Source organism: Streptomyces sp. NPDC028907 (genome assembly GCF_055564995.1).
Genome location: NZ_JBVHVE010000001.1, coordinates 397252 through 418819 on the forward strand (window position 1 = coordinate 397252; position 21568 = coordinate 418819).

The window sequence follows — 21568 nt, forward strand, 5'->3', positions numbered from 1 at the left end:
GCCCTCATCGCCGTACGGCTGTGCCTCACGTCTTCTTAGACGACCCGGCTTCGTCCTTGACGTCGTCCTTCACCTCGGCCTCGGCCTGGTCGTCGCCCTCGGCGGCCGGGTCCTCATCGGACGCCTCGGCCTCACCGTGGGCTTCACCGCCGGAGGCAGACGCACCCGGCTCGACGATCTCTTCCCGGCCCGGCCGCTTCTTCGCCGACACCACGAGGTACGTCACCGCCAGCAGGAACACGATCAGCGCGGTCCAGACGTTCAGCCGCAGGCCCAGGATGTGGTGGGCGTCGTCGACACGCATGTACTCGATCCACGCGCGGCCCGAGCAGTACGCGGCGACGTACAGCGCGAACGCCCGTCCGTGGCCCAGCTTGAACCGGCGGTCGGCCCAGATCACCAGCAGCGCGACGCCGATGCACCACAGCGACTCGTACAGGAACGTCGGGTGGTAGGTACCCGGCACCCGGCCGTCCGTGGAGGAGGTGATCTCCAGCGCCCAGGGGAGGTCGGTCCGGCGCCCGTACAGCTCCTGGTTGAACCAGTTGCCCCAGCGCCCGATCGCCTGTGCGAGGGCGATGCCGGGTGCGATGGCGTCGGCGTACGCGGGCAGCGGGATGCCACGACGGCGACAGCCGATCCACGCGCCGACGGCGCCGAGCGCGATCGCGCCCCAGATGCCGAGACCGCCCTCCCAGATCTTGAAGGCGTCGACCCAGTCACGGCCCTCGCTGAAGTACAGCTCGTAGTCCGTGATCACGTGGTAGAGGCGTCCGCCGACCAGGCCGAACGGGACGGCCCAGACCGCGATGTCGGCCACCGTGCCGGCCCGCCCACCGCGGGCGATCCAGCGTTTGTTGCCGAGCCAGACGGCTACGAAGACACCGATGATGATGCAGAAGGCGTAGCCGCGCAGCGGAATGGGACCGAGGTGGATCACCCCGCGCGACGGACTGGGAATGTAGGCAAGTTCCATGGCAAGGTCGACGCTACCCTGCCGGGCGGCAGCGATGGCAGGCAGCCCGGCTACGGGTCCATAACAGGCAGCGCCTGAGGTCGGCCCCGGGCGGGGCTCATCCCTTGGCGGCCTCCTCCACCATCTGCTTCAGCTTGGCCGGCGTCATCGTCTGGTCCTGGTAGATGTTCTTGCCGTTCAGCAGGACCGTCGGCGTGCCGCTGAAGCCGCCCTTCTTGAACGCCTCGTTGGACTTGTTGACCCAGCTGTTGTGGGTGCCGTCCTCGACGCACTTGCGGAAGGCGGGCGTGTCCAGGCCGTCGACCTTGGCCGCGAGCTCCAGCAGCTTGCTGTTCTCGGCGAAGGCGTCGTCCTGCTCGGGCGGCTGGTTCTGGTAGAGCACGTCGTGGTAGGGCGTGAACTTCCCGGCGTCCTGGGCGCAGGCCGCGGCGTTGGCGGCGTTGCGCGAGCCGGTGCCGCCCATGCCGCCGTCGATGATCGTCGCCAGGTGGTAGTCGACTCTGAGCTTGCCGGCGTCCGTCAGCTCATGGATCGTCGACCGGTACGCCTCCTCGAAGGACTTGCAGGCCGGGCAGCGGAAGTCCTCCCAGACCGTGAGCGTCGACTTGGCGCTCTCCTCGCCGACCGGGATCGCGAGGCCGTCCTTGCCCTGCGCTCCCGAGGGCCCCACGACCGGCCCGGCAGCGTCACCGCTGTCGTCCTTGCCGGCGTTCGCCGCGACGACTCCGATCACCGCCGCGAGTCCCAGCACGCAGACGACGCTCGCGCCGACGATCAGCGCGCGGCGCCGCTTGTCGGCGGCCTTCTGCTTGTCACGCTCGGCCGCCAGCCGCTCCCGGGCGGTCCGCTTTCCCTCACGATTCTTTTCGCTCACACCCGCAGAACGAACCGGGGAGGCGCAGCGCGCCTCCCCGGCCTCAGGTCCACCCGTTCGAGCGAGTCGTACGGAAGGCCCTTCTTCTGAAGATCTTTCACCCCTGAAGGTGTTACGCCTGGCCGCGCACGCCCTTCGCCAGCTCACCGGCGAGCGCGCGGACGGCCTCGACGCCGGCCGCGTCGTCCGGCGCGTCCAGCATCCGCTTGACGAAGGCCGAGCCGACGATCACGCCGTCGGCGAAGCCGGCGACCTCGGCGGCCTGGTCGGCGTTGGAGACGCCGAGCCCGACGCAGACGGGCAGGTCGGTGCCGGTGGCCCGGGTGCGTTCGACCAGGTCCTGCGCCTGTGCGCCCACGGACTCGCGGGTGCCGGTGACGCCCATCAGCGAGGCGGCGTAGACGAATCCGCTGCCCGCCGCGGTGATCTGCGCGAGCCGCTCGTCCTTGCTGCTGGGCGCCACGACGAAGACCGTCGCGAGCCCGTGCTTCTCGGCGTGCTCCCTCCACAGCGCCGACTCCTGGACGGGCAGGTCGGGCAGGATGCAGCCCGCGCCGCCCGCCTCGGCCAGCTCGGCGGTGAAGCGCTCGACGCCGTAGCGGTCGATGGGGTTCCAGTACGTCATGACGAGGATGGGCTTCCCGGTGGCCTCGTGGGCCTCCTTGACCGTCCGCATCGCGTCCGCGATCTTGACGCCGCCGCGCAGGGCGATGTCGTCGGCGGTCTGGATGACGGGGCCGTCGAGGACGGGGTCGCTGTGCGGCAGCCCGACCTCCACGACGTCCGCGCCGCCGTCGAGGGCGGCCTTGATCGCCTCGATGCCGCCGTCCACGCTCGGGAACCCGGCCGGGAGGTAGGCCATGAGGGCGGATCGGCCCTCGGCCCTGGCGGCGGCGAGGGTGTCGGACAGCAGTCGGATGTTCCCGCTCACTTGGCGTCCCCCTCGATCTCCGCGCCGGTGCCGGCCTCGTCCGCGGCGACGGCCGCGTCCGTGTCGTACAGGCCGAAGTACCGCGCGGCCGTGTCCATGTCCTTGTCACCGCGGCCGGACAGGTTGACGACGATCAGGCCGTCCTTGCCCAGCTCCCGGCCGACCTCCAGGGCGCCCGCGAGCGCGTGGGCGCTCTCGATCGCCGGGATGATGCCCTCGGTTCGCGACAGCAGACGCAGGGCCTGCATCGCCGCGTCGTCGGTGACCGCGCGGTACTCGCCGCGGCCGGAGTCCTTGAGGTAGGAGTGCTCCGGGCCGATGCCGGGGTAGTCCAGGCCGGCCGAGATCGAGTACGGCTCGGTGATCTGGCCCTCCTCGTCCTGGAGGACGTAGGAGCGGGAGCCGTGCAGGATGCCGGGCTCACCGGCGGTCAGCGTGGCCGCGTGCTCACCGGTCTCGACGCCGTGCCCGGCGGGCTCGCAGCCGATGAGGCGTACGTCCGTGTCGGGGATGAAGGCGTGGAAGAGGCCGATGGCGTTGGAGCCGCCGCCGACGCAGGCGACGGCCGCGTCGGGGAGGCGTCCGGCGCGCTCCAGGAGCTGGCGGCGGGCCTCGACGCCGATCACGCGGTGGAAGTCGCGGACCATGGCGGGGAAGGGGTGCGGGCCGGCGACCGTACCGAAGAGGTAGTGCGTGCGGTCGACGTTGGCGACCCAGTCGCGGAACGCCTCGTTGATGGCGTCCTTGAGGGTACGGCTGCCGGACTTCACGGCGATGACCTCGGCGCCGAGCATGCGCATGCGGGCCACGTTGAGGGCCTGGCGCCGGGTGTCGATCTCGCCCATGTAGATGGTGCAGTCGAGGCCGAACAGGGCGCAGGCCGTCGCCGTGGCGACGCCGTGCTGGCCGGCGCCAGTCTCCGCGATCACCCGGGTCTTGCCCATGCGCTTGGTGAGCAGGGCCTGGCCGAGGACGTTGTTGATCTTGTGGGAGCCGGTGTGGTTGAGGTCTTCCCGCTTCAGGAAGATCCGGGCGCCGCCCGCTTCCGCGGCGAAACGGGGGACCTCGGTGAGGGAGCTGGGGCGGCCGGTGTAGTTGACCAGGAGGTCGTCGAGCTCGCGGGCGAACTCGGGGTCGTGCTTGGCCTTGTCGTACTCGACGGCCACCTCGTCGACGGCGGCGACGAGGGCCTCCGGGATGAACTTGCCGCCGAACGCGCCGAAGTAGCCTTCGGGGCTCGGGACCTGGCCCTCGGGGTCAGGGATGAAGAACTCGCTGGGCATGCGGAAACCTCACGGTGAGTGTGTGTGAATGCACTGATCGCCGTGGGGGCGGGGCTTCGTCAGTCGGCTGCCGGCCGACTGTGGCTCGTCGCGCAGTTCCCCGCGCCCCTAAGGGGCGCGCTGCCATCGGCGGCCGTTGACCTGCCCGGGTTCGTCACCGATGACGTACCTGACCCTGCGGCCGTGCACACGGCGTGCCGGAGCGCGGCAGCCTCGGGGACGGCAGCCGCGCGCGAGGCGGGCGTGCCGGTCCACGGTGGTCACGGTGAGAGTCATCGGGGTCAGCCTAGCGGGTGATCAGCCTCTGCCGTGGCGGAGCGCCGGGTGCTCGCCCGCCGCCACCAGGTCGGAGACCGCGGACTTCGGGTCCTTGCCCGTGACGAGGGACTCGCCGACCAGGACCGCGTCGGCGCCGGCGTTGGCGTAGGCGATGAGGTCGTGGGGGCCGCGGACGCCCGATTCGGCGACCTTGACGAGACCGGCCGGGATCTCGGGCGCGATGCGCTCGAAGGTGCCGCGGTCGACCTCCAGGGTCTTCAGATTGCGCGCGTTGACGCCGATGATCTTGGCACCCGCGTCCACGGCACGCTCGACCTCGTCCTCGTCGTGCACCTCGACCAGCGGGGTCAGGCCGATGGACACCGCGCGCTCGATCAGCGACTCCAGGGCCGACTGGTCGAGGGCCGCGACGATCAGCAGGGCGAGGTCGGCGCCGTACGCGCGGGCCTCCCACAGCTGGTACGACGTGACGATGAAGTCCTTGCGCAGGACCGGGATGTCCACGCGGGCGCGGACGGCCTCCAGGTCGGCGAGCGAGCCGCCGAAGCGGCGCTGTTCGGTGAGGACGGAGATGACGGCCGCGCCGCCCGCCTCGTAGTCCGCGGCGAGGCCGGCCGGGTCGGCGATGGCGGCCAGCGCGCCCTTGGAGGGGCTGGAGCGCTTGACCTCGCAGATGACCTTGACGCCGTCGCCCTTGAGCGCGGCGACCCCGTCCTTGGCCGCGGGAGCCTTGGCCGCGCGCTCCTTGAGCTCGTCGAGGCTGACGCGCGCCTGCCGCTCCGCGAGGTCGGCACGGACTCCGTCGATGATCTCGTCGAGCACACTCACGCGAGCGGCCCCCTTCCAGACGGTTGGACTATGAAAGCGGTACGAAACCTACGGTCACTCGATGGTATCCGGAGGAAGGCCAAGGCTTCGCATCCGGTTGCCGGCAATCCCACTACCTGGGCGTTCTCCAATTGATCAAGGATGTAGCCAGCCACCGAACGGCAGGTTCCGGACAACCGTGAAGACCAGCAGCAACGCCCCGGCGGCCCACAGCTGCACAGGCCCGGGATCGACCCTGAACGGGCGTCCGCGCACCGCCCGGACCACCCACACGGTCCACAGCACGGCGAAGAGCGCGTAGCCGGCGACGGCGAGCGCGTTGTCCTGGAGCGCCGCGAGGAAGTCCCCGTGGACCACGGCGTGCGCACTGCGCAGTCCGCCGCAGCCGGGGCAGTAGATGCCGGTGTACTGCAGGAGCGGACAGGCGGGGTAGTGGCCGGGCTCGTTCGGGTCCACCGCGCCGACGTAGGCGAAGGCGCCGGCGACGGCCGCGAGGACCCCGCCGGGGACGGCCAGCCGCCCGAGCGCGGCAGCGGCGCCCGTACGCGGTCCTGTCACCCTGCGGCTGTCGGCGTTCACACCTCGCATTGTGCCCCGCGCACGCGTGAGGGGCGCCCTGCGCGCCCTGTCGGCACCCGGTCGCCCCTCAGCGAAGTCGTACGTGTGTCAGCTCTTGACGCTCGCCGGCTCACGCTGCTGCTCGACGAGCGCGTTGTGGGCCTCCTTGGGCTGGCCGAGGCCCATGCCGCGCATGACCCAGCCGACGACGCCGCCGAGGATCACGACGCCCAGGCCGGCCCAGAAGCCCGCGGGCTGGGCCATCACCATGAAGGCGCCCGAGACGCAGAAACCGATGAAGGCGATCGTGACACCGGTCCAGGCGGCCGGGGTGTGACCGTGGCTGCTGCCCGCCATTGCTTGCTCCTCTTGCTGTGTACGTGTGTACGTGGGTGAGCCGGTCGCTCGCTGTCATTGTCCCGCACGCGCCCGCGCGCGGTGATCGGGGGTCACGGCGTGCCCGCCCCGGTCGGTGCCGGTCAGCTTCGGGTCGGGTCCTCGCCGCGGTCCAGGGCCTTCCAGAGTTCCTCGGGGCGGTCGGGGTCTGCGGCCGGGGACCTGCGGCGGGGCCGGGGGGCGCCGCCGCGCTCGTAGCGGCCGGACATGCCGGGCCACAGCCGGCCGTAGCGCAGGGCCAGCAGCCCGGCGAGCAGGATCAGGGCGCCGCCGACGGCCGCGACGTACGGCCAGGCGGTGTGGGTGAGGGCCTGGACGGTGGCCGAGGTGTCGCCGGAGGCCTGGGCGGCCTTCTCGTCCAGCGCGGAGCTGTCGGAGGCGCCGAGCAGGGCGGCGGCGACGGTGCCGGCGCCGGAGAGCGCGAGCAGGGCGGCGACCATGAAGCGGCCTGCGCGGCGGACGGCGAAGACGGCGACGAGCGCGGCGAGCCCCACTATGGCCAGGGCCGCGGGGACGCCGGTGACGTCGCTGCCCTTGGCGATCAGGGGGAACGGGCCGCCGGCCACCGTCACGGTGCCCTCCGACCAGCGCTGCCGGGTCGAGAGCAGCGCGACGGCCGCGCCGAGCGCGCCGCACAGCAGGGCTACGGCGAGGCTCATACGGCCGGCCCGGGCGGAACCGGGGGCTTCGGAACGGGGGTGCGGAACAGCAGTCACGTACTCCACTATCACCCGAACCCCGGGCGATCGGTCACCCGGGGTTCGGCTGAAGCGGCCGCGGGGTTCACCCGAGGCGGGCGCGAGGGCTCACTTGAGCCGGTTCGCGGTGTGGACGGCCCGCAGGACCGCCGCCGCCTTGTTCCGGCATTCGGTGTCCTCGGCGACCGGGTCCGAGTCGGCGACGATGCCCGCGCCCGCCTGGACGTAGGCCGTGCCGCCGCGCAGCAGGGCCGTACGGATGGCGATGGCGGTGTCGGAGTCGCCCGCGAAGTCGAGATAGCCGACGCAGCCGCCGTACAGCCCCCGGCGGGACGGTTCGAGTTCGTCGATGATCTGCATCGCCCGGGGCTTGGGCGCGCCGGAGAGGGTGCCGGCCGGGAAGCAGGCCGTCAGGACGTCGAAGGCGGTGCGGCCGGGTGCCACGCGTCCGGTGACCGTGGAGACGATGTGCATCACGTGCGAGTACCGCTCGATGGACATGAAGTCGACGACCTCGACCGAGCCGGGCTCGCAGACCCGCCCCAGGTCGTTGCGGCCCAGGTCGACCAGCATCAGGTGCTCGGCGCGCTCCTTGGGGTCGGCGAGGAGTTCGTCGGCGAGGGCCTGGTCCTCCTGCGGGGTGGCGCCGCGCCAACGGGTGCCGGCGATGGGGTGGACCATGGCCTGTCCGTCCTCGACCTTCACGAGGGCTTCGGGCGAGGACCCGACGACGTCGAAGCCGTCGAAGCGGAACAGGTACATGTACGGGGAGGGGTTGGTCGCCCGGAGCACCCGGTAGACGTCCAACGCGCTTGCCGTGCACGGTGTTTCGAAGCGCTGGGAGGGGACGACCTGGAAGGCCTCGCCGGCCCGGATGCGCTCCTTGATGTCCTCGACGGCCTCCTGGAAGTCCTCGCCACCCCACAGCGCGGTGTACTCGGGGAGCTCGGAGGGCGGGAGGACGGCGGGCGGCTGGGCGACCGCGCGGGAGAGGTCGGCCTCCATGGCGTCGAGGCGGGCGACCGCGTCGGCGTAGGCCTCGTCGACGCCCGTGTCGAGGTCGTTGTGGTTGATCGCGTTGGCGATCAGCAGGACCGAGCCCTCCCAGTGGTCCATGACGGCGAGGTCGCTGGTGAGCAGCATGGTCAGCTCGGGCAGCTTCAGGTCGTCCCGCTCGCCGGGGCCGATCTTCTCCAGGCGGCGCACGATGTCGTAGCCGAGGTAGCCGACCATGCCGCCGGTGAAGGGCGGCAGGCCCTCCTGATGGGGGGTGTGCAGGGCCTCGATGGTGGCGCGCAGGGCGGCCAGCGGGTCGCCGCCGACGGGGACGCCGACGGGCGGGACGCCGAGCCAGTGGGCCTGGCCGTCACGAGCCGTCAGCGTCGCCGCTGATCGCACGCCGACGAACGAGTAGCGGGACCAGGAGCGGCCGTTCTCCGCGGACTCCAGCAGGAACGTGCCCGGGCGCTCCGCGGCGAGCTTGCGGTAGAGGGCGACCGGGGTGTCGCCGTCGGCGAGGAGCTTGCGGGTGACCGGGATGACACGCCGGTCGGTGGCGAGCTTGCGGAAGGTCTCAAGGTCCATGGCGGCTGACCCTACTGATCCGAGGCCGGTGCGCCGGAATCGGCGCCGTCCTTGAGCAGCACGTCCTCGTCGAAGCAGGTCCGCGCGCCCGTGTGGCAGGCGGCGCCGACCTGGTCGACCCGGACGAGCACGGTGTCGGCGTCGCAGTCGAGGGCGACGGACTTCACCCACTGGAAGTGGCCTGAGGTGTCGCCCTTGACCCAGTACTCCTGGCGGCTGCGCGACCAGTAGGTGCAGCGGCCGGTGGTGAGCGTCCGATGCAGCGCCTCGTCGTCCATCCAGCCCAGCATCAGCATCTCTCCGGTGTCGTACTGCTGGGCGATGGCGGGCAGGAGCCCGTCCGCGCTGCGCTTGAGGCGTGCGGCGATCTCGGGGTCCAGCCCACTGGGGCGGCGGGGCGTGCTGGTGGTCATGCAAGCCATTGTGCCGCCTGCCACTGACAGTGACGGTCCGATGTCCACTTCGTGGATGCGGGTGACGGGTGGGCGTACCTGATACGTGGTCGTAGGCTGACTGCATGTCGACCTTCGCCAAGCGTGAACGACTTCTCATGGCCGACCTCTTGGAGGCCGAGGGCCCGGACGCCCCCACTCTCTGCGAGGGCTGGACGACCCGCGACCTGGCCGCGCACGTGGTGGTGCGCGAGCGCCGCCCGGACGCGGCCGCCGGCATTCTGATCAAGCAGCTCGGACCGCGGCTGGACAGGGCGATGGAGGAGTTCGCGGCGAAGCCGTACGAGGAGCTGATCCAGCTCATCCGCACCGGCCCGCCGCGCTTCTCGCCCTTCCAGCTCAAGCAGATCGACGAGGCGTCGAACACGATCGAGTTCTACGTCCACACGGAGGACGTGCGCCGCGCCCAGCCGGACTGGACGCCCCGCGAACTCGACCCGGTCTTCCAGGACGCCCTGTGGTCCCGGCTGGAGCGCTCGGCCCGCCTGGTGGGCCGCACCGCGCCCACCGGCCTGGTGCTGCGCCGCCCCGACGGCCAGACGGCGGTCGCCCACAAGGGCACGCCCGTCGTCACGGTGACCGGCGAGCCCTCGGAGCTTCTGCTGTTCGCCTACGGCCGGCAGAACGCCGCCAAGGTGGAACTGGACGGCGACAAGGACGCCATCGCGAAGCTGCACGAGGGCAAGCAGCTGGGGATCTAGGCCCTGTCGTCTGGATCAGGCCGGCTGCCGGGACCGGGGCGTCAGCGGACGGGGTGCCCCGCCCCTCGCAGCGCGTCCTTCACCTCGCCGATCCGCAGGTCGCCGAAGTGGAACACCGAGGCTGCGAGTACCGCGTCCGCGCCGGACTCGATGGCCGGTGCGAAGTCGGCGAGCTTGCCGGCGCCGCCGGAGGCGATCACCGGGACCGTGACGTGCTTGCGTACGGCCTGGATCATCTCCAGGTCGTAGCCGTCCTTGGTGCCGTCGGCGTCCATCGAGTTGAGCAGGATCTCGCCGGCGCCCAGGTCGGCCGCGCGGTGCGCCCACTCGACGGCGTCGATGCCGGTTCCCTTGCGGCCGCCGTGGGTGGTGACCTCGAAGGTGCCCTCGGGGGTGCGCCGCGCGTCCACCGAGAGGACCAGGACCTGCCGGCCGAAGCGCTCGGCGATCTCGCGGATGAGGTCAGGGCGCGCGATGGCCGCGGTGTTGACGCCCACCTTGTCGGCGCCGGCGCGCAGCAGCTTGTCCACGTCCTCGGCCGTGCGGACGCCGCCGCCGACGGTGAGCGGGATGAAGACCTGCTCGGCCGTGCGGCGCACGACGTCGTAGGTCGTCTCGCGGTTGCCGGACGACGCGGTGATGTCCAGGAACGTCAGCTCGTCTGCGCCCTCGGCGTCGTACACCTTGGCCATCTCGACGGGGTCGCCCGCGTCGCGCAGGTTCTGGAAGTTGACGCCCTTGACGACCCGGCCGTTGTCCACGTCCAGGCAGGGGATGACTCGGACCGCCAGGGTCATGAAACCGGCTCCTCTAACGTCCTCTGAATGCTTCTATTTCCACTTCGACCAGGATGCGCGAGTCCACGAAACCCTCCACGACGAGCAACGTCGTGACCGGGCGCACCGTGTCGAAGAACTCCTTGTGGGCGCGGCCCACGGCGTCCACGTCGCGCGCGTGGGTGAGGTACGTCCTGGTCCGGATCACGGACTCGACGCCGAGCCCGAACTCGCCGAGCGCCTCGAGCGCGCTGGTGAAGGCGACCTTGGCCTGCTCGTACGGGTCGCCCTCCCCGTACAGCACGTCGCCCTTGAAGGAGGTCGTGCCCCCGACCAGGACGCGGTCACCCGCCGCGACGGCGCGTGCGAAACCGAAGGACTCTTCCCAGGGACTTCCGCTCTGCACGCGCCGCACGGCATCGGACGTCATCGCGACACAGCCTCCAAGGCCTCTTCCAGGGTGAACGCCTTCGCGTACAGGGCCTTCCCGACGATGGAGCCCTCGACACCGAGCGGGACCAGCTCGGCGATGGCCCGCAGGTCGTCCAGGGAGGAGACGCCGCCGGAGGCGACGACCGGACGGTCCGTCGCCGCGCAGACGTTCTTCAGCAGCTCCAGGTTGGGGCCCTGGAGCGTGCCGTCCTTGGCGATGTCCGTGACGACGTAGCGCGCGCAGCCCTCGTTGTTGAGGCGCTCCAGCGTCTCGTAGAGGTCGCCGCCGTCGCGGGTCCAGCCGCGGCCGCGCAGCGTGGTGCCCCGTACGTCCAGGCCCACCGCGATCTTGTCGCCGTGGGCGGCGATGACCTTGGCGACCCACTCCGGGGTCTCCAGGGCGGCCGTACCGAGGTTCACGCGCGTGCAGCCCGTGGCGAGCGCGGCGGCCAGGGAGGCGTCGTCGCGGATGCCGCCGGACAGCTCGACCTTGATGTCCATTGCCTTCGCGACCTCGGCGATCAGCTCACGGTTGTCGCCGGTGCCGAAGGCGGCGTCCAGGTCGACCAGGTGCAGCCACTCGGCGCCCGACCGCTGCCAGGCCAGGGCGGCCTCCAGCGGGGAGCCGTAGGAGGTCTCGGTGCCGGACTCGCCGTGCACGAGGCGGACGGCCTGGCCGTCGCGGACGTCGACGGCGGGGAGGAGTTCGAGCTTGGCCATGTCTCTACAGGGTTCCGATCCAGTTGGTGAGCAGCTGCGCTCCGGCGTCGCCGGACTTCTCGGGGTGGAACTGCGTGGCCCACAGGGCGCCGTTCTCCACGGCGGCCACGAAGGGCTTGCCGTGCGTCGACCAGGTGACCAGCGGTGCGGTCATCAGCGGGTTCCCGGTCTGAAGGGTCCAGTCGTGGACGGCGTAGGAGTGCACGAAGTAGAAGCGCGCGTCCGCGTCCAGGCCGGCGAACAGCTCGGAGCCGGCCGCCACGTCGACGGTGTTCCAGCCCATGTGGGGCACGATGTCGGCCTGGAGCGGCTCGACCGAGCCCGGCCACTCGCCCATGCCCTCGGTCTCCACGCCGTGCTCGATGCCGCGCGCGAAGAGGATCTGCATGCCGACGCAGATGCCCATCACGGGGCGCCCTCCGGCCAGTCGCCGCTCGACGATCCAGTCGCCGCGCGCCTCCTTCAGTCCCTGCATGCAGGCGGCGAAGGCACCGACGCCCGGCACCAGCAGGCCGTCGGCGTTCATGGCCCTGTCGAAGTCACGGGTGATCTCGACGTCGGCGCCCGCGCGCGCGAGGGCGCGTTCGGCGGAGCGGACGTTGCCGAAGCCGTAGTCGAAGACGACGACCTTCTTCACTCCGTTGCTCAATTCCACACCTCCAGCCTCACGACGCCGGCCACGAGACACATCGCGGCGCCTATGGAGAGCAGCACGATGAGGTTCTTCGGCATCTGCTGCTTGACGAAGGAGATGATCCCGCCGATCAGGAAGAGACCGACGACGATCAGGACCGTGGAGAGGCCGTTCACAGCGCACCCTTCGTGGAGGGAAGGATGCCCGCCGCGCGCGGGTCGCGCTCGGAGGCGTACCGCAGGGCCCGGGCCAGCGCCTTGAACTGGCACTCCACGATGTGGTGGGCGTTGCGCCCGTACGGCACGTGCACGTGCAGGGCGATCTGGGCCTGGGCGACGAAGGACTCCAGGATGTGCCGGGTCATCGTGGTGTCGTACTCGCCGATCATCGGCGCCATGTTCTCGGGCTCGGTGTGCACGAGGTAGGGGCGGCCGGAGAGGTCGACGGTGACCTGGGCGAGGGACTCGTCCAGCGGGACCGTGCAGTTGCCGAAGCGGTAGATGCCCACCTTGTCGCCGAGGGCCTGCTTGAAGGCGGCGCCGAGCGCGAGGGCGGTGTCCTCGATGGTGTGGTGGGAGTCGATGTGCAGGTCGCCCTCGGTCTTGACCGTGAGGTCGAACAGGCCGTGGCGGCCCAGCTGGTCGAGCATGTGGTCGTAGAAGCCGACGCCGGTCGACACATCGACCTTGCCGGATCCGTCGAGGTCGATCTCGACGAGGACGGAGGTCTCCTTCGTCACCCGCTCTATGCGTCCTACGCGGTTCATGCGCTCTGCTCCTTCTTCAGTTCACGGACCGCGTCGAGGAACGCGTCGTTCTCTTCGGGGGTTCCGGCGGTCACCCGCAGCCAGCCCGGTACGCCGTTGTCCCGGACCAGGACGCCCCGGTCGAGGATCCGCCGCCAGACGGCGTGGGCGTCGTCGAACCGCCCGAACTGCACGAAGTTGGCGTCCGACGCGGTGACGTCGTAGCCGATCGCCAGCAGTTCGGTGACCAGCCGGTCCCGCTCCGCCTTCAGCTGCTCGACGTACTTGAGCAGCGTGTCGGTGTGCTCCAGGGCGGCCAGGGCGGTCGCCTGGGTGACGGCCGACAGGTGGTACGGCAGCCGTACGAGCTGGACGGCGTCGACGACCGCCGGGTGCGCGGCGAGGTAGCCGAGGCGCAGGCCGGCGGCGCCGAAGGCCTTGGACATCGTCCGGGAGACGACGAGGTTCGGCCGGCCCTCGAGCAGCGGCAGCAGCGAGTCGCCGTGGCTGAACTCGATGTACGCCTCGTCGACCACGACCATCGACGGCTTCGCCGCCTGCGCGGCCTCGTACAGCGCGAGGACGGTCTCGGGCGGGACCGCGGTGCCCGTGGGGTTGTTGGGGGTGGTGACGAAGACGACGTCAGGCCGGTTCTCGGCGATGGCCTGCTCGGCGGCGGCGAGGTCGATCGTGAAGTCCTCGCCCCGCGGACCGGAGATCCAGCCGGTTCCGGTGCCGCGCGAGATGAGGCCGTGCATCGAGTACGACGGCTCGAAGCCGATCGCGGTGCGGCCCGGTCCGCCGAAGGTCTGCAGCAGCTGCTGGATGACCTCGTTGGAGCCGTTGGCCGCCCAGACGTTCGCGAGGCCCACCTCATGGCCGGACGTGTTCGTCAGGTACTCGGCGAGCTTCGTGCGCAGCTCGACCGCGTCCCGGTCCGGGTAGCGGTTGAGGTTGCGGGCCGCCTCGCGGACGCGCTCGGTGATCCGCTCGACCAGGGCATCGGGCAGCGGGTAGGGGTTCTCGTTGGTGTTCAGCCGTACGGGGACGTCCAACTGGGGCGCGCCGTAGGGGGACTTGCCGCGCAGCTCGTCCCGTACGGGGAGATCGTCGATACGTACGTCGTTCACTTGCTCGTCGGTACCTTCCAGCCGAACCTGGCCTTGATCGCCGCGCCGTGCGCCGGCAGGTCCTCCGCCTCCGCCAGCGTGACCACGTGATGCGCGACCTCGGCCAGCGCGTCCTTGGTGTAGTCGACGATGTGGATGCCGCGCAGGAAGGACTGGACGGACAGGCCGGAGGAGTGGCAGGCGCAGCCGCCGGTGGGCAGCACGTGGTTGGACCCGGCGGCGTAGTCGCCGAGCGAGACGGGCGCCCAGGGGCCGATGAAGATCGCTCCGGCGTTGCGCACCCGGTCGGCCACGGCGGCCGCGTCGGCGGTCTGGATCTCCAGGTGCTCGGCGCCGTACGCGTCGACCACCTTGAGGCCCTCCTCGACACCGTCGACCAGGACGATCGCGGACTGCCTGCCCTTGAGGGCCGGGACGATCCGGTCGTCGATGTGCTTGGTGGCGGCGACCTGCGGCTCCAGCTCCTTCTCCACCGCGTCCGCGAGGTCCACGGAGTCGGTGACCAGGACGGCGGCGGCCAGCGGGTCGTGCTCGGCCTGGCTGATCAGGTCGGAGGCGACGTGCACCGGGTCGGCGGTGGCGTCGGCGAGGACCGCGATCTCGGTCGGGCCGGCCTCGGCGTCGATGCCGATCTTGCCGGTGAAGTAGCGCTTGGCGGCGGCGACCCAGATGTTGCCGGGGCCGGTGACCATGTCGGCGGGCGGGCAGGACTCGGTGCCGTACGCGAACATCGCGACGGCCGTCGCGCCCCCGGCGGCGTACACCTCGTCGACGCCGAGCAGCGCGCACGCGGCGAGGATCGTCGGGTGCGGGAGGCCGCCGAACTCGGCCTGGGCGGGCGAAGCGAGCGCGATCGACTCGACGCCGGCCTCCTGGGCCGGGACGACGTTCATGACCACGGAGGACGGGTAGACCGAGCGGCCGCCGGGCGCGTACAGCCCGACCCGGTCGACGGGCACCCACTTCTCGGTGACGGAGCCGCCGGGCACGACCTGGGTGGTGTGCGTCGTACGGCGCTGCTCGCGGTGGACGAGGCGGGCGCGGCGGATGGACTCCTCCAGGGCCGCGCGCACGGCCGGGTCGAGCTCCGCCAACGCGCGCGTGAGCGCCTGTGCGGGCACCCGCACCTGGTCGAGCTTCACCCCGTCGAACTTCTCCGCGAAGTCGATCAGCGCCGCGTCGCCCCGATGATGCACGGCTTCGCAGATCGGACGCACCTTCTCCAGGGCGGCCGATACGTCGAAGTCGGCTCGGGGCAGCAGGTCGCGCAGGGCGGGACCCTCGGGGAGGGCGTCGCCGCGCAGATCGATTCGGGAGATCACGGGCTCAATTCTCTCAGACCGCGCTCCGGCGTCGTTCGCGCGTATCAATGGCTGATACGAATCCCTCCGAAGATCCACTCGGAACCCGGAAGATCGCCTTCACGTCTTGCGTTCGGAGCGTCACCCAGCGGGCATGAACAGTTGTACGAACCCATGAGTAGATGAGGGGGATGGGCGAAACGTGACCGAAGGTGCCGGCCTCCGTGACGGAGACCTGCCGGACGAACTGCCGAACGACCTGACCGCCGCCGAACTCGGCATGTGGCAGGCCTTCCGCAACGGCAGCGTGTACGACCTGAGCAGCGGCGACACCGTCGTCGACGATCCGCACGGCGGGCATCCCTGGGGAGACGAGCGCACCGTACGCGCCCGGATCATCTGCTGGCTGCTGCTGGACGGCCCGCCGGCCCTCGCGGGCCGCGTGTCGTCGCTGAAGCTCGTCGGCGTACGGATCAGCGACACGATGGACCTCGCGGGCGGCACGGTGGTGCCCTACGTGGAGATGCGCGGCTGCCGCTTCGACCGGGAGATCCGGCTGCCGGAGGCCCATTTCACGACCGTACGGCTGGTGGACTGCGCGGTGCCGCGTCTGGAGGCCGCCCGGGTGCACACCGAGGGCGATCTGCATCTGCCGCGCTGCCGCTTCCACAACGGCATCCGGCTCACCGACGCCCAGATCGGCACGGACCTGCTGCTCAACCAGGCCATCGTCTACCGCGACCGCAGCGGCCGCTCCATGGCCGCGGACGGCATCAGCGTCGGCCAGGACCTCCAGGCCGAGATGCTGGAGTCCCACGGTGAGCTGAGTCTGCGCGGCGCCAGCATCGGCGTGTCGCTGAGCCTGCGGGGCGCACGGCTGGTGAACCCGTATACACGGCTCGCGCTGAACGCCCCCCAGCTGACCGTCGGGCGCACGCTGTATCTGACCCCGGCGGGCGTCGGCAGCCCGCTGCTGAGCGGCCGTACGCCCGCGCGCGGGACACGGATCCAGCGGTTCGCGTGCCAGGGCGGGGTGCGGTTGGACGACGGGCGGTTCGGGGACGCGGTGGACCTGGAACGGGCCCGGTTCACCTTCACCGACGAGCAGGAACTGTCGCTGCGCCGCATCCAGACGCCCGAGCTGCGCTTCCTCGGCGAGCGGCCGGAGCGCGGCGGGGTGGTGCTGTCGGGGGCGCGGGTCGTCAACCTGATGGACCGGGCGGACGCCTGGCCCGGCCCCGGCCTGCTGCACATGGGCGGCTTCACCTACGAGAACCTCGTGCCGCGCGGCCCGTTCCCGCTGGAGCGGCGGCTGGAGTGGGTGACCGCGGCGACCGCCGAGTACAACCCGGAGCCGTACGAGCGGCTGGCCGCCGTGCTGCGGGCCGGCGGCGAGGACGAGGACGCGCGCGAGGTGCTGCTCGCCAAGCAGCGCCGCCGCCGCGAGACGCTGCCGCCCGCGGCCAAGCTGTGGGGGTACGCGCAGGACTGGATGGTCGCCTACGGCTATCGGCCGGGCCGCGCGGCCGTGTGGATGGCGGTGCTGTGGGCCGCGAGTTCGGTGGCCTTCACCTATGCCGACCATCCGCCGATCAAGGGCGGCGAGCACCCGACGTGGAACCCTCCCCTGTTCGCCCTCGACCTGCTGCTGCCGGTCATCGACCTGGGCCAGGTCGGGTTCTGGCAGCTGAGCGGCGCCTGGCAGTGGCTGGCCGCGGCGATGATCCTGCTGGGCTGGATCCTGGCGACGACGGTGGCGACGGGGGCGACGCGCATGTTGCGCCGCAACTGACATCGCTGAAACTGGTGCGATCGGTGAGGCTGGCGAGGTCGTTGAGGCCTGCCTCTGAGGTCAATGAGGCCGACGAGACCGAGTGGGACTGCTGAGCCGAACAGATGAATGTCGGACAGTTGTTGAACAGTTGACCTTTACCCGTTCTTGACCTGCCCGCGTACAACTTTCCACGTGTTGTCCGTTCCCTATGGCGCGGGCGTGACCAGCCGACTTTCAATGGTCGACACCATGGCTCTGCTGCCCCCGTTCGGCCGTGCGTCCCGGACGCCAAGGACCGTAGAACACCGCGCCGTCGGACTCCCCACCGACGACGAGGTGCTCCTCGACGCGCCCGACGACCTGCTCGGACCGGCGCTGGTCGGGGCCGGGCGGGGCGCCTACGAGGCCGCCGCCGAACTGCTCGCCACCACCCGCCACAGAGCGCTGTGGGAGAGCCGCGACGGTTACGCGCTGCGCCTCGCGGCCTTCGCGCGCTCCCGGCCGGAGTGGCTGGAGGCCTGGCACGCGGCCGCCCCGCAGGACCCGGACATGCTCCTGGTCCGCGCCCAGCTCGCGGTGGACCACGCCTGGCGGTCACCGGCCCGGGCCGAGCTGCTGCGCGGGGTGAGCCCGCTGATCACCGCCGCCGCGCGCGCCGATGACCGCGACCCGGTGCCGTGGCGGATCGCGCTGGACCACGCGCGCGGCGCACGCGCCGGCCACACCTACTTCGGCGAGCTCTGGGAGGCGGCGCTGCGCCGCGCCCCGCTCCACTACGGCTGCCATGTCGCGGCTCTGCGCTACCTCGCCTCGTCCTGGCACGGCTCCCACCGGGAGTGCCTCGACTTCGCCGACCGGGCCGCACAGGACGCCCCGGTTGACTCCCTGATGCAGGCGCTGCCGGCCCGGGCCGTCCTGGCCTACCTGAACGACGGCTGCGGTCCGGGCGTGCCGCCCGAGCGGCTGGCCGCGGCGGCCGACCGGGCCATCGCGCTCTCCGCCCGCTTCCCGGCCGCCGACCTCTGGCCGGCCGCGATCCGCAACAAGCTGACGTACGTCCTGGTACGCCTCAGCCGCTGGGAGGAGGCCCTGGAGCAGCTGCGGCTGATCGGCCCGTACGCCACGTCCTACCCCTGGAGCCGGTTCTCGGAGGATCCGCTGGGCCGTTTCCTGGAGGTGCGCGACGAGGTGCGGCTGCGGACGACCGGTGCCCACGCGCCGAGGGGGCGTACCGGGCATCCACAGGATGGGCACGCCGGACGCGTTCACTCCGGCGACCACTAGGCTTTGGCGCCGTGACCGTCCGCCTTCCGCTGTTTCCCCTGAACTCGGTGCTGTTCCCGGGACTCGTGCTGCCGCTGAACGTCTTCGAGGAGCGCTACCGCGCCATGATGCGCGACCTCCAGAAGACCGCCGAGGAGGAACCGCGCCGTTTCGCCGTCGTGGCGATCCGCGACGGCCACGAGGTCGCCCAGAGCGCCCCCGGCATGCCGGACCCCACCTCCGTCCCCGAGCGCGGCCCCGCGGCGGGCTTCGGCCCGGACCCGGTCAAGGCCTTCCACGGGGTGGGCTGTGTGGCGGACGCCGCGACGATCCGGGAGCGGGCCGACGGCACCTTCGAGGTGCTGGCGACGGGTACGACGCGCGTACGCCTGCTCTCGGTGGACGCCTCGGGCCCGTTCCTGACGGCGGAGCTGGAGGAGCTCCCGGAGGAGCCGGGCGACGAGGCCGGGGCGCTGGCGGAGGGGGTGCTGCGGGCCTTCCGCCAGTACCAGAAGCGCCTGGCGGGCGCCCGCGAACGCTCCCTGTCCACGACCGCCGACCTCCCGGACCAGCCCTCGGTCGTCTCCTACCTGGTGGCGGCGGCGATGATGCTGGACACCCCGACGAAGCAACGCCTCCTCCAGGCCCCCGACACCGCGTCCCGCCTGCGCGACGAGCTGAAACTCCTGCGCGCCGAGACCTCGATCATCCGTACGCTGCCCTCGCTCCCGGCGTCGGACCTGACGCGCGGCCCGACGAGTCTCAACTGAGCGGAACGACATGGCGAAGAAGTCGAAGAAGAACCAGCAGCAATCGGCAGGCGGCACCCCGGCGACGGTCGCCCTCACGGCTGCGGGCGTCGAGTACACGGTCCACGCCTACGACCACGACCCCGCCCACCCGTCCTACGGCGAGGAGGCCGCCGAGGCGATGGGCGTCTCCCCCGACCGCGTCTTCAAGACCCTCGTGGCGGACGTGGACGGCGCCCTGACCGTGGCCGTGGTCCCCGTCGCCGGCCAGCTAGACCTCAAAGCCCTCGCCTCGGCGGTCCATGGCAAGCGCGCCGCGATGGCCGACCCGAGCCTGGCGGAACGCACCACGGGCTACGTCCGCGGCGGCATCTCCCCTCTGGGCCAGCGCAAGAAACTCCCCACGGTGCTGGACACCTCGGCCACGGCCCACCCCACGATCTGCGTCTCGGCCGGTCGCCGGGGCCTGGAGGTCGAACTCTCCCCCGACGACCTGACCAAGCTCACGAACGCGACCCTCGCCCCCATCGGACGTGCGTGACCCCTCGACGCGCCTCGCATCCTCGGTTAAGTACGAGGGACATGTCGAAGAAGACGCGGAAACGAAGGTGGCGTATCAAGAAGGGCCGCTCGAACCACGGTCGCCGTCCGGCGTAGGGGACAAAGGCTTTCCAGCCCGTCCGCCGCGCCGCCGCGGGGGTCTGGGGGCCGCAGGCCCCCAGGGTCCGGGGTCGAAGGGGCAGGCGCCCCTGGGGATGGGACGGGTAGGGGCGGCGGGGGCGAGAAAACCCTGGTCGACTAGGCCCCGTACGGCCCCTGCTGCCCCGCCGGAGGCTGCAGCTGATATGGATCGGCGTCCCGAGGCCCGAACAACGCCGTCAGCCCGAGGTGCACCAGCAACGCCCCCAACGGCCACGCCAACAACGCCCCCTTGGCCCCCAACTTCAACGGCGCCGAGAACGCGACCCCCTTGCCCACCTCCTTGGCATGGGCGATCACATCCCCCGTAGGCCCGAGCCACACCCCGACCCGCCAGGCCAGCAACGCCCCGACGAACCCCCCGACAGCGAGCCCCACCACCAACGGCACACCCCCACGCCGCCGCCACAGAAAGACCGCAACCGCACTCACCAGCCCAAACGCGAGCGCGAGCAGAGTGAACGTTCCGTCCACCCCGACAGCCTGCTCCCCCTCGGAATCCTTGAAGTAGACGACCCAGCTCTCGTCGACGACGTCGCCGACCAGCGGCACGCTCGGCGCCAGCCACCACCACAGCACCCCGAGCAACGCCCCGAAGACCCCCAGCACCACCGCGACCACGGCGGCCTCCCGCACCTCGGTCTTCATCCCAGGGCCGTCCTGTCCGTACGAGCCGGATATGCCGTACGCGTCATGGGACCCGTAAGAGCCATGAGCACCAGCCCCATGAGGCCCATGAGACCCATGAGGTCCGTGAGCCTGCCCGGCGGCGGCAGCGGGCGGCTGCCAGCCCTGCTGCGGGGACTGGTCACGCGGATGCGGCGGAGGAGTCAGCGGAGCGGTCACCCTGCCATCGTGCCAGGCCGCCCTGTGCGGCGCTTCACCGGACGGCCGCCCGGCGGTACGCCCAGGTGGCGATGGCCAGCGAGACGACGCCGACCACCCCGCACACGGCCAGGTCCCCGAGCACGAAGGCCCAGTCGGGGTGCGGCCCGAAGGTCCGCGCGAAGGCCTCCACGCCGTACGTCGAGGGCAGCAGATCCCGAGTGAACCGCACCACCTCGGGCATCCGGTCGGCCGGCAGCACGCCCAGCAGCAGAGCCGCGGACATCCCCAACTGCCCGAGCAGTGTCGCCAGTTCGGGCCGCGGCGCGAGCAGCCCGAGTGCGGCACCGAGTCCGGCGAGCGCGGCGCCGGCCAGCGGGATCACGGCGACGAGCACCCACAGATGCGCCACCGGCAGCCCGAACAGCACACACCCGAAGACGGCCGTGACCACGGTGCCCGGCACGGTGAAGGAGGCGTACGCCCCCGCCGCCCCCAGCACCACCGCGGCGGGCGGCACGGGCAGTGTGGCGTAGTGGTCGAGCCCGCCGCTGGCCCGCAGCTGCCCGAAGTACTGGGCGAGCAGGTTCAGCGCGACGAAGGCCACGACGAGCACGGACGACCCGGCGACCACGGCCTGGGCCTCGGCGCCGCCGTCCACGACCCCGCGCATCAGGATCATGATCCCGATCGACTGGAAGGTCGCCACGAAGAGCAGCGGGATGCGCGCGACCCGGGCACGGGAGAGCTGCGCCCGGTACACGGCGCACAGCGACGGCCACAGCCGCGCCCGCGGCCCGAGCTCGGCCGCGGCCGGGCGGGCCGTCTCGTCCACGGCCAGGGCGCTGCCCGGCAGAACCTCGGCGGGTACGACACTCACGTGGCGCTGCTCCCTTTCACACGGGGGTCCACCGGGGAGGTGCCCCTGTTCCGTCCGGTGGCCCCATTCCGCACGTGTAC

26 protein-coding genes are annotated in these 21568 nt (G+C 71.5%); 5 read left to right on the forward strand and 21 right to left on the reverse strand.

The window, feature by feature from the left end:
• Positions 1–25: 25 nt before the first annotated feature.
• From lgt to hisI, 11 genes are all read right to left on the reverse strand, one after another.
• Entirely contained in the window at positions 26–976 is a 951-nt protein-coding gene (gene lgt, locus ACZ4UU_RS01800; RefSeq protein WP_468035940.1) for a prolipoprotein diacylglyceryl transferase, read from the reverse strand.
• 97 nt (positions 977–1073) lie between these two features.
• Positions 1074–1850, reverse strand: coding sequence for a DsbA family protein (locus tag ACZ4UU_RS01805; protein WP_468035941.1), 777 nt, complete (start codon positions 1848–1850; stop codon positions 1074–1076).
• 112 nt (positions 1851–1962) lie between these two features.
• On the reverse strand, positions 1963–2781 hold the full coding sequence (gene trpA, locus ACZ4UU_RS01810) for a tryptophan synthase subunit alpha (RefSeq protein ID WP_468035942.1): 819 nt from the start codon (positions 2779–2781) through the stop codon (positions 1963–1965).
• A complete protein-coding gene (trpB, locus tag ACZ4UU_RS01815) occupies positions 2778–4064 on the reverse strand; it encodes a tryptophan synthase subunit beta (protein WP_468035943.1) in 1287 nt (428 codons plus the stop codon). Before trpB ends, trpA begins: the two co-directional genes overlap by 4 nt.
• A gap of 108 nt (positions 4065–4172) precedes the next feature.
• The gene (gene trpM, locus ACZ4UU_RS01820; RefSeq protein WP_398821491.1) at positions 4173–4340 is read right to left on the reverse strand and encodes a tryptophan biosynthesis modulator TrpM; all 168 of its coding nucleotides are present in this window, start codon (positions 4338–4340) and stop codon (positions 4173–4175) included.
• A gap of 21 nt (positions 4341–4361) precedes the next feature.
• Positions 4362–5171 carry an indole-3-glycerol phosphate synthase TrpC gene (gene trpC / locus ACZ4UU_RS01825; protein ID WP_468035944.1) on the reverse strand — a complete coding sequence of 270 codons (810 nt, stop codon included), beginning with the start codon at positions 5169–5171 and terminating at the stop codon, positions 4362–4364.
• Positions 5172–5306: 135 nt separating this feature from the next.
• Positions 5307–5759, reverse strand: coding sequence for a DUF2752 domain-containing protein (locus ACZ4UU_RS01830; RefSeq protein WP_468035945.1), 453 nt, complete (start codon positions 5757–5759; stop codon positions 5307–5309).
• A gap of 78 nt (positions 5760–5837) precedes the next feature.
• Complete coding sequence (locus ACZ4UU_RS01835) at positions 5838–6086, reverse strand: HGxxPAAW family protein (protein WP_468035946.1); 249 nt, start codon at positions 6084–6086, stop codon at positions 5838–5840.
• Positions 6087–6208: 122 nt separating this feature from the next.
• Positions 6209–6850, reverse strand: coding sequence for a TIGR02234 family membrane protein (locus tag ACZ4UU_RS01840; RefSeq protein WP_468035947.1), 642 nt, complete (start codon positions 6848–6850; stop codon positions 6209–6211).
• Between the two features lie 81 nt (positions 6851–6931).
• Entirely contained in the window at positions 6932–8407 is a 1476-nt protein-coding gene (locus ACZ4UU_RS01845) for an anthranilate synthase component I (protein ID WP_468035948.1), read from the reverse strand.
• A gap of 11 nt (positions 8408–8418) precedes the next feature.
• The gene (gene hisI, locus ACZ4UU_RS01850) at positions 8419–8829 is read right to left on the reverse strand and encodes a phosphoribosyl-AMP cyclohydrolase (protein WP_468035949.1); all 411 of its coding nucleotides are present in this window, start codon (positions 8827–8829) and stop codon (positions 8419–8421) included.
• 95 nt (positions 8830–8924) lie between these two features.
• On the opposite strand from hisI, the gene ACZ4UU_RS01855 reads away from it, so the two are divergent.
• On the forward strand, positions 8925–9560 hold the full coding sequence (locus ACZ4UU_RS01855; RefSeq protein WP_383444685.1) for a TIGR03085 family metal-binding protein: 636 nt from the start codon (positions 8925–8927) through the stop codon (positions 9558–9560).
• Between the two features lie 41 nt (positions 9561–9601).
• Here the strand turns inward: ACZ4UU_RS01855 and hisF are convergent, their stop codons facing one another.
• From hisF to hisD, 8 genes are read right to left on the reverse strand one after another with little or no spacing between them, the layout of a single operon-like run.
• Positions 9602–10357 carry an imidazole glycerol phosphate synthase subunit HisF gene (gene hisF / locus ACZ4UU_RS01860; RefSeq protein WP_468035950.1) on the reverse strand — a complete coding sequence of 252 codons (756 nt, stop codon included), beginning with the start codon at positions 10355–10357 and terminating at the stop codon, positions 9602–9604.
• Positions 10358–10370: 13 nt separating this feature from the next.
• The gene (locus tag ACZ4UU_RS01865) at positions 10371–10766 is read right to left on the reverse strand and encodes a RidA family protein (protein ID WP_468035951.1); all 396 of its coding nucleotides are present in this window, start codon (positions 10764–10766) and stop codon (positions 10371–10373) included.
• Positions 10763–11488: a bifunctional 1-(5-phosphoribosyl)-5-((5-phosphoribosylamino)methylideneamino)imidazole-4-carboxamide isomerase/phosphoribosylanthranilate isomerase PriA gene (gene priA / locus ACZ4UU_RS01870; RefSeq protein WP_468035952.1), complete on the reverse strand. Its 726-nt coding sequence runs from the start codon at positions 11486–11488 to the stop codon at positions 10763–10765. Before priA ends, ACZ4UU_RS01865 begins: the two co-directional genes overlap by 4 nt.
• Before the next feature lie 4 nt (positions 11489–11492).
• Positions 11493–12143 carry an imidazole glycerol phosphate synthase subunit HisH gene (hisH, locus tag ACZ4UU_RS01875; protein WP_468035953.1) on the reverse strand — a complete coding sequence of 217 codons (651 nt, stop codon included), beginning with the start codon at positions 12141–12143 and terminating at the stop codon, positions 11493–11495.
• Positions 12134–12298, reverse strand: coding sequence for a hypothetical protein (locus ACZ4UU_RS01880; RefSeq protein ID WP_062719039.1), 165 nt, complete (start codon positions 12296–12298; stop codon positions 12134–12136). The genes hisH and ACZ4UU_RS01880 overlap by 10 nt, the downstream gene beginning before the upstream one ends.
• Complete coding sequence (gene hisB, locus ACZ4UU_RS01885; protein ID WP_062719038.1) at positions 12295–12888, reverse strand: imidazoleglycerol-phosphate dehydratase HisB; 594 nt, start codon at positions 12886–12888, stop codon at positions 12295–12297. Before hisB ends, ACZ4UU_RS01880 begins: the two co-directional genes overlap by 4 nt.
• Positions 12885–13997, reverse strand: coding sequence for a histidinol-phosphate transaminase (locus tag ACZ4UU_RS01890; protein WP_468035954.1), 1113 nt, complete (start codon positions 13995–13997; stop codon positions 12885–12887). Before ACZ4UU_RS01890 ends, hisB begins: the two co-directional genes overlap by 4 nt.
• Positions 13994–15319, reverse strand: coding sequence for a histidinol dehydrogenase (gene hisD, locus ACZ4UU_RS01895; RefSeq protein ID WP_468035955.1), 1326 nt, complete (start codon positions 15317–15319; stop codon positions 13994–13996). Before hisD ends, ACZ4UU_RS01890 begins: the two co-directional genes overlap by 4 nt.
• Before the next feature lie 181 nt (positions 15320–15500).
• On the opposite strand from hisD, the gene ACZ4UU_RS01900 reads away from it, so the two are divergent.
• From ACZ4UU_RS01900 to ybaK, 4 genes are all read left to right on the forward strand, one after another.
• The gene (locus ACZ4UU_RS01900; protein WP_468035956.1) at positions 15501–17090 is read left to right on the forward strand and encodes an oxidoreductase; all 1590 of its coding nucleotides are present in this window, start codon (positions 15501–15503) and stop codon (positions 17088–17090) included.
• Positions 17091–17309: 219 nt separating this feature from the next.
• The gene (locus ACZ4UU_RS01905) at positions 17310–18356 is read left to right on the forward strand and encodes a hypothetical protein (protein WP_468036395.1); all 1047 of its coding nucleotides are present in this window, start codon (positions 17310–17312) and stop codon (positions 18354–18356) included.
• 11 nt (positions 18357–18367) lie between these two features.
• A complete protein-coding gene (locus tag ACZ4UU_RS01910; protein WP_468035957.1) occupies positions 18368–19105 on the forward strand; it encodes an LON peptidase substrate-binding domain-containing protein in 738 nt (245 codons plus the stop codon).
• 10 nt (positions 19106–19115) lie between these two features.
• On the forward strand, positions 19116–19625 hold the full coding sequence (gene ybaK / locus ACZ4UU_RS01915) for a Cys-tRNA(Pro) deacylase (protein ID WP_468035958.1): 510 nt from the start codon (positions 19116–19118) through the stop codon (positions 19623–19625).
• A gap of 257 nt (positions 19626–19882) precedes the next feature.
• Here the strand turns inward: ybaK and ACZ4UU_RS01920 are convergent, their stop codons facing one another.
• Both ACZ4UU_RS01920 and ACZ4UU_RS01925 read right to left on the reverse strand, forming a co-directional pair.
• Complete coding sequence (locus ACZ4UU_RS01920) at positions 19883–20629, reverse strand: AAA family ATPase (protein WP_468035959.1); 747 nt, start codon at positions 20627–20629, stop codon at positions 19883–19885.
• A gap of 34 nt (positions 20630–20663) precedes the next feature.
• Complete coding sequence (locus ACZ4UU_RS01925) at positions 20664–21488, reverse strand: ABC transporter permease (protein WP_468035960.1); 825 nt, start codon at positions 21486–21488, stop codon at positions 20664–20666.
• Between the last annotated feature and the right edge of the window lie 80 nt (positions 21489–21568).

What these genes read in the sequence shown, in the direction of transcription:
- hisF (WP_468035950.1), bottom strand. Translation starts at nt 10,357, where the DNA reads ATGACCCTGGCGGTCCGAGTCATCCCCTGCCTGGACGTGGACAACGGC.
- trpM (WP_398821491.1), bottom strand. Translation starts at nt 4,340, where the DNA reads ATGACTCTCACCGTGACCACCGTGGACCGGCACGCCCGCCTCGCGCGC.
- ACZ4UU_RS01835 (WP_468035946.1), bottom strand. Translation starts at nt 6,086, where the DNA reads ATGGCGGGCAGCAGCCACGGTCACACCCCGGCCGCCTGGACCGGTGTC.
- ACZ4UU_RS01855 (WP_383444685.1), top strand. Translation starts at nt 8,925, where the DNA reads ATGTCGACCTTCGCCAAGCGTGAACGACTTCTCATGGCCGACCTCTTG.
- hisI (WP_468035949.1), bottom strand. Translation starts at nt 8,829, where the DNA reads ATGGCTTGCATGACCACCAGCACGCCCCGCCGCCCCAGTGGGCTGGAC.
- priA (WP_468035952.1), bottom strand. Translation starts at nt 11,488, where the DNA reads ATGGCCAAGCTCGAACTCCTCCCCGCCGTCGACGTCCGCGACGGCCAG.
- ACZ4UU_RS01905 (WP_468036395.1), top strand. Translation starts at nt 17,310, where the DNA reads ATGGTCGACACCATGGCTCTGCTGCCCCCGTTCGGCCGTGCGTCCCGG.
- lgt (WP_468035940.1), bottom strand. Translation starts at nt 976, where the DNA reads ATGGAACTTGCCTACATTCCCAGTCCGTCGCGCGGGGTGATCCACCTC.
- ACZ4UU_RS01865 (WP_468035951.1), bottom strand. Translation starts at nt 10,766, where the DNA reads ATGACGTCCGATGCCGTGCGGCGCGTGCAGAGCGGAAGTCCCTGGGAA.
- trpB (WP_468035943.1), bottom strand. Translation starts at nt 4,064, where the DNA reads ATGCCCAGCGAGTTCTTCATCCCTGACCCCGAGGGCCAGGTCCCGAGC.
- hisB (WP_062719038.1), bottom strand. Translation starts at nt 12,888, where the DNA reads ATGAACCGCGTAGGACGCATAGAGCGGGTGACGAAGGAGACCTCCGTC.
- ybaK (WP_468035958.1), top strand. Translation starts at nt 19,116, where the DNA reads ATGGCGAAGAAGTCGAAGAAGAACCAGCAGCAATCGGCAGGCGGCACC.
- ACZ4UU_RS01830 (WP_468035945.1), bottom strand. Translation starts at nt 5,759, where the DNA reads ATGCGAGGTGTGAACGCCGACAGCCGCAGGGTGACAGGACCGCGTACG.
- ACZ4UU_RS01845 (WP_468035948.1), bottom strand. Translation starts at nt 8,407, where the DNA reads ATGGACCTTGAGACCTTCCGCAAGCTCGCCACCGACCGGCGTGTCATC.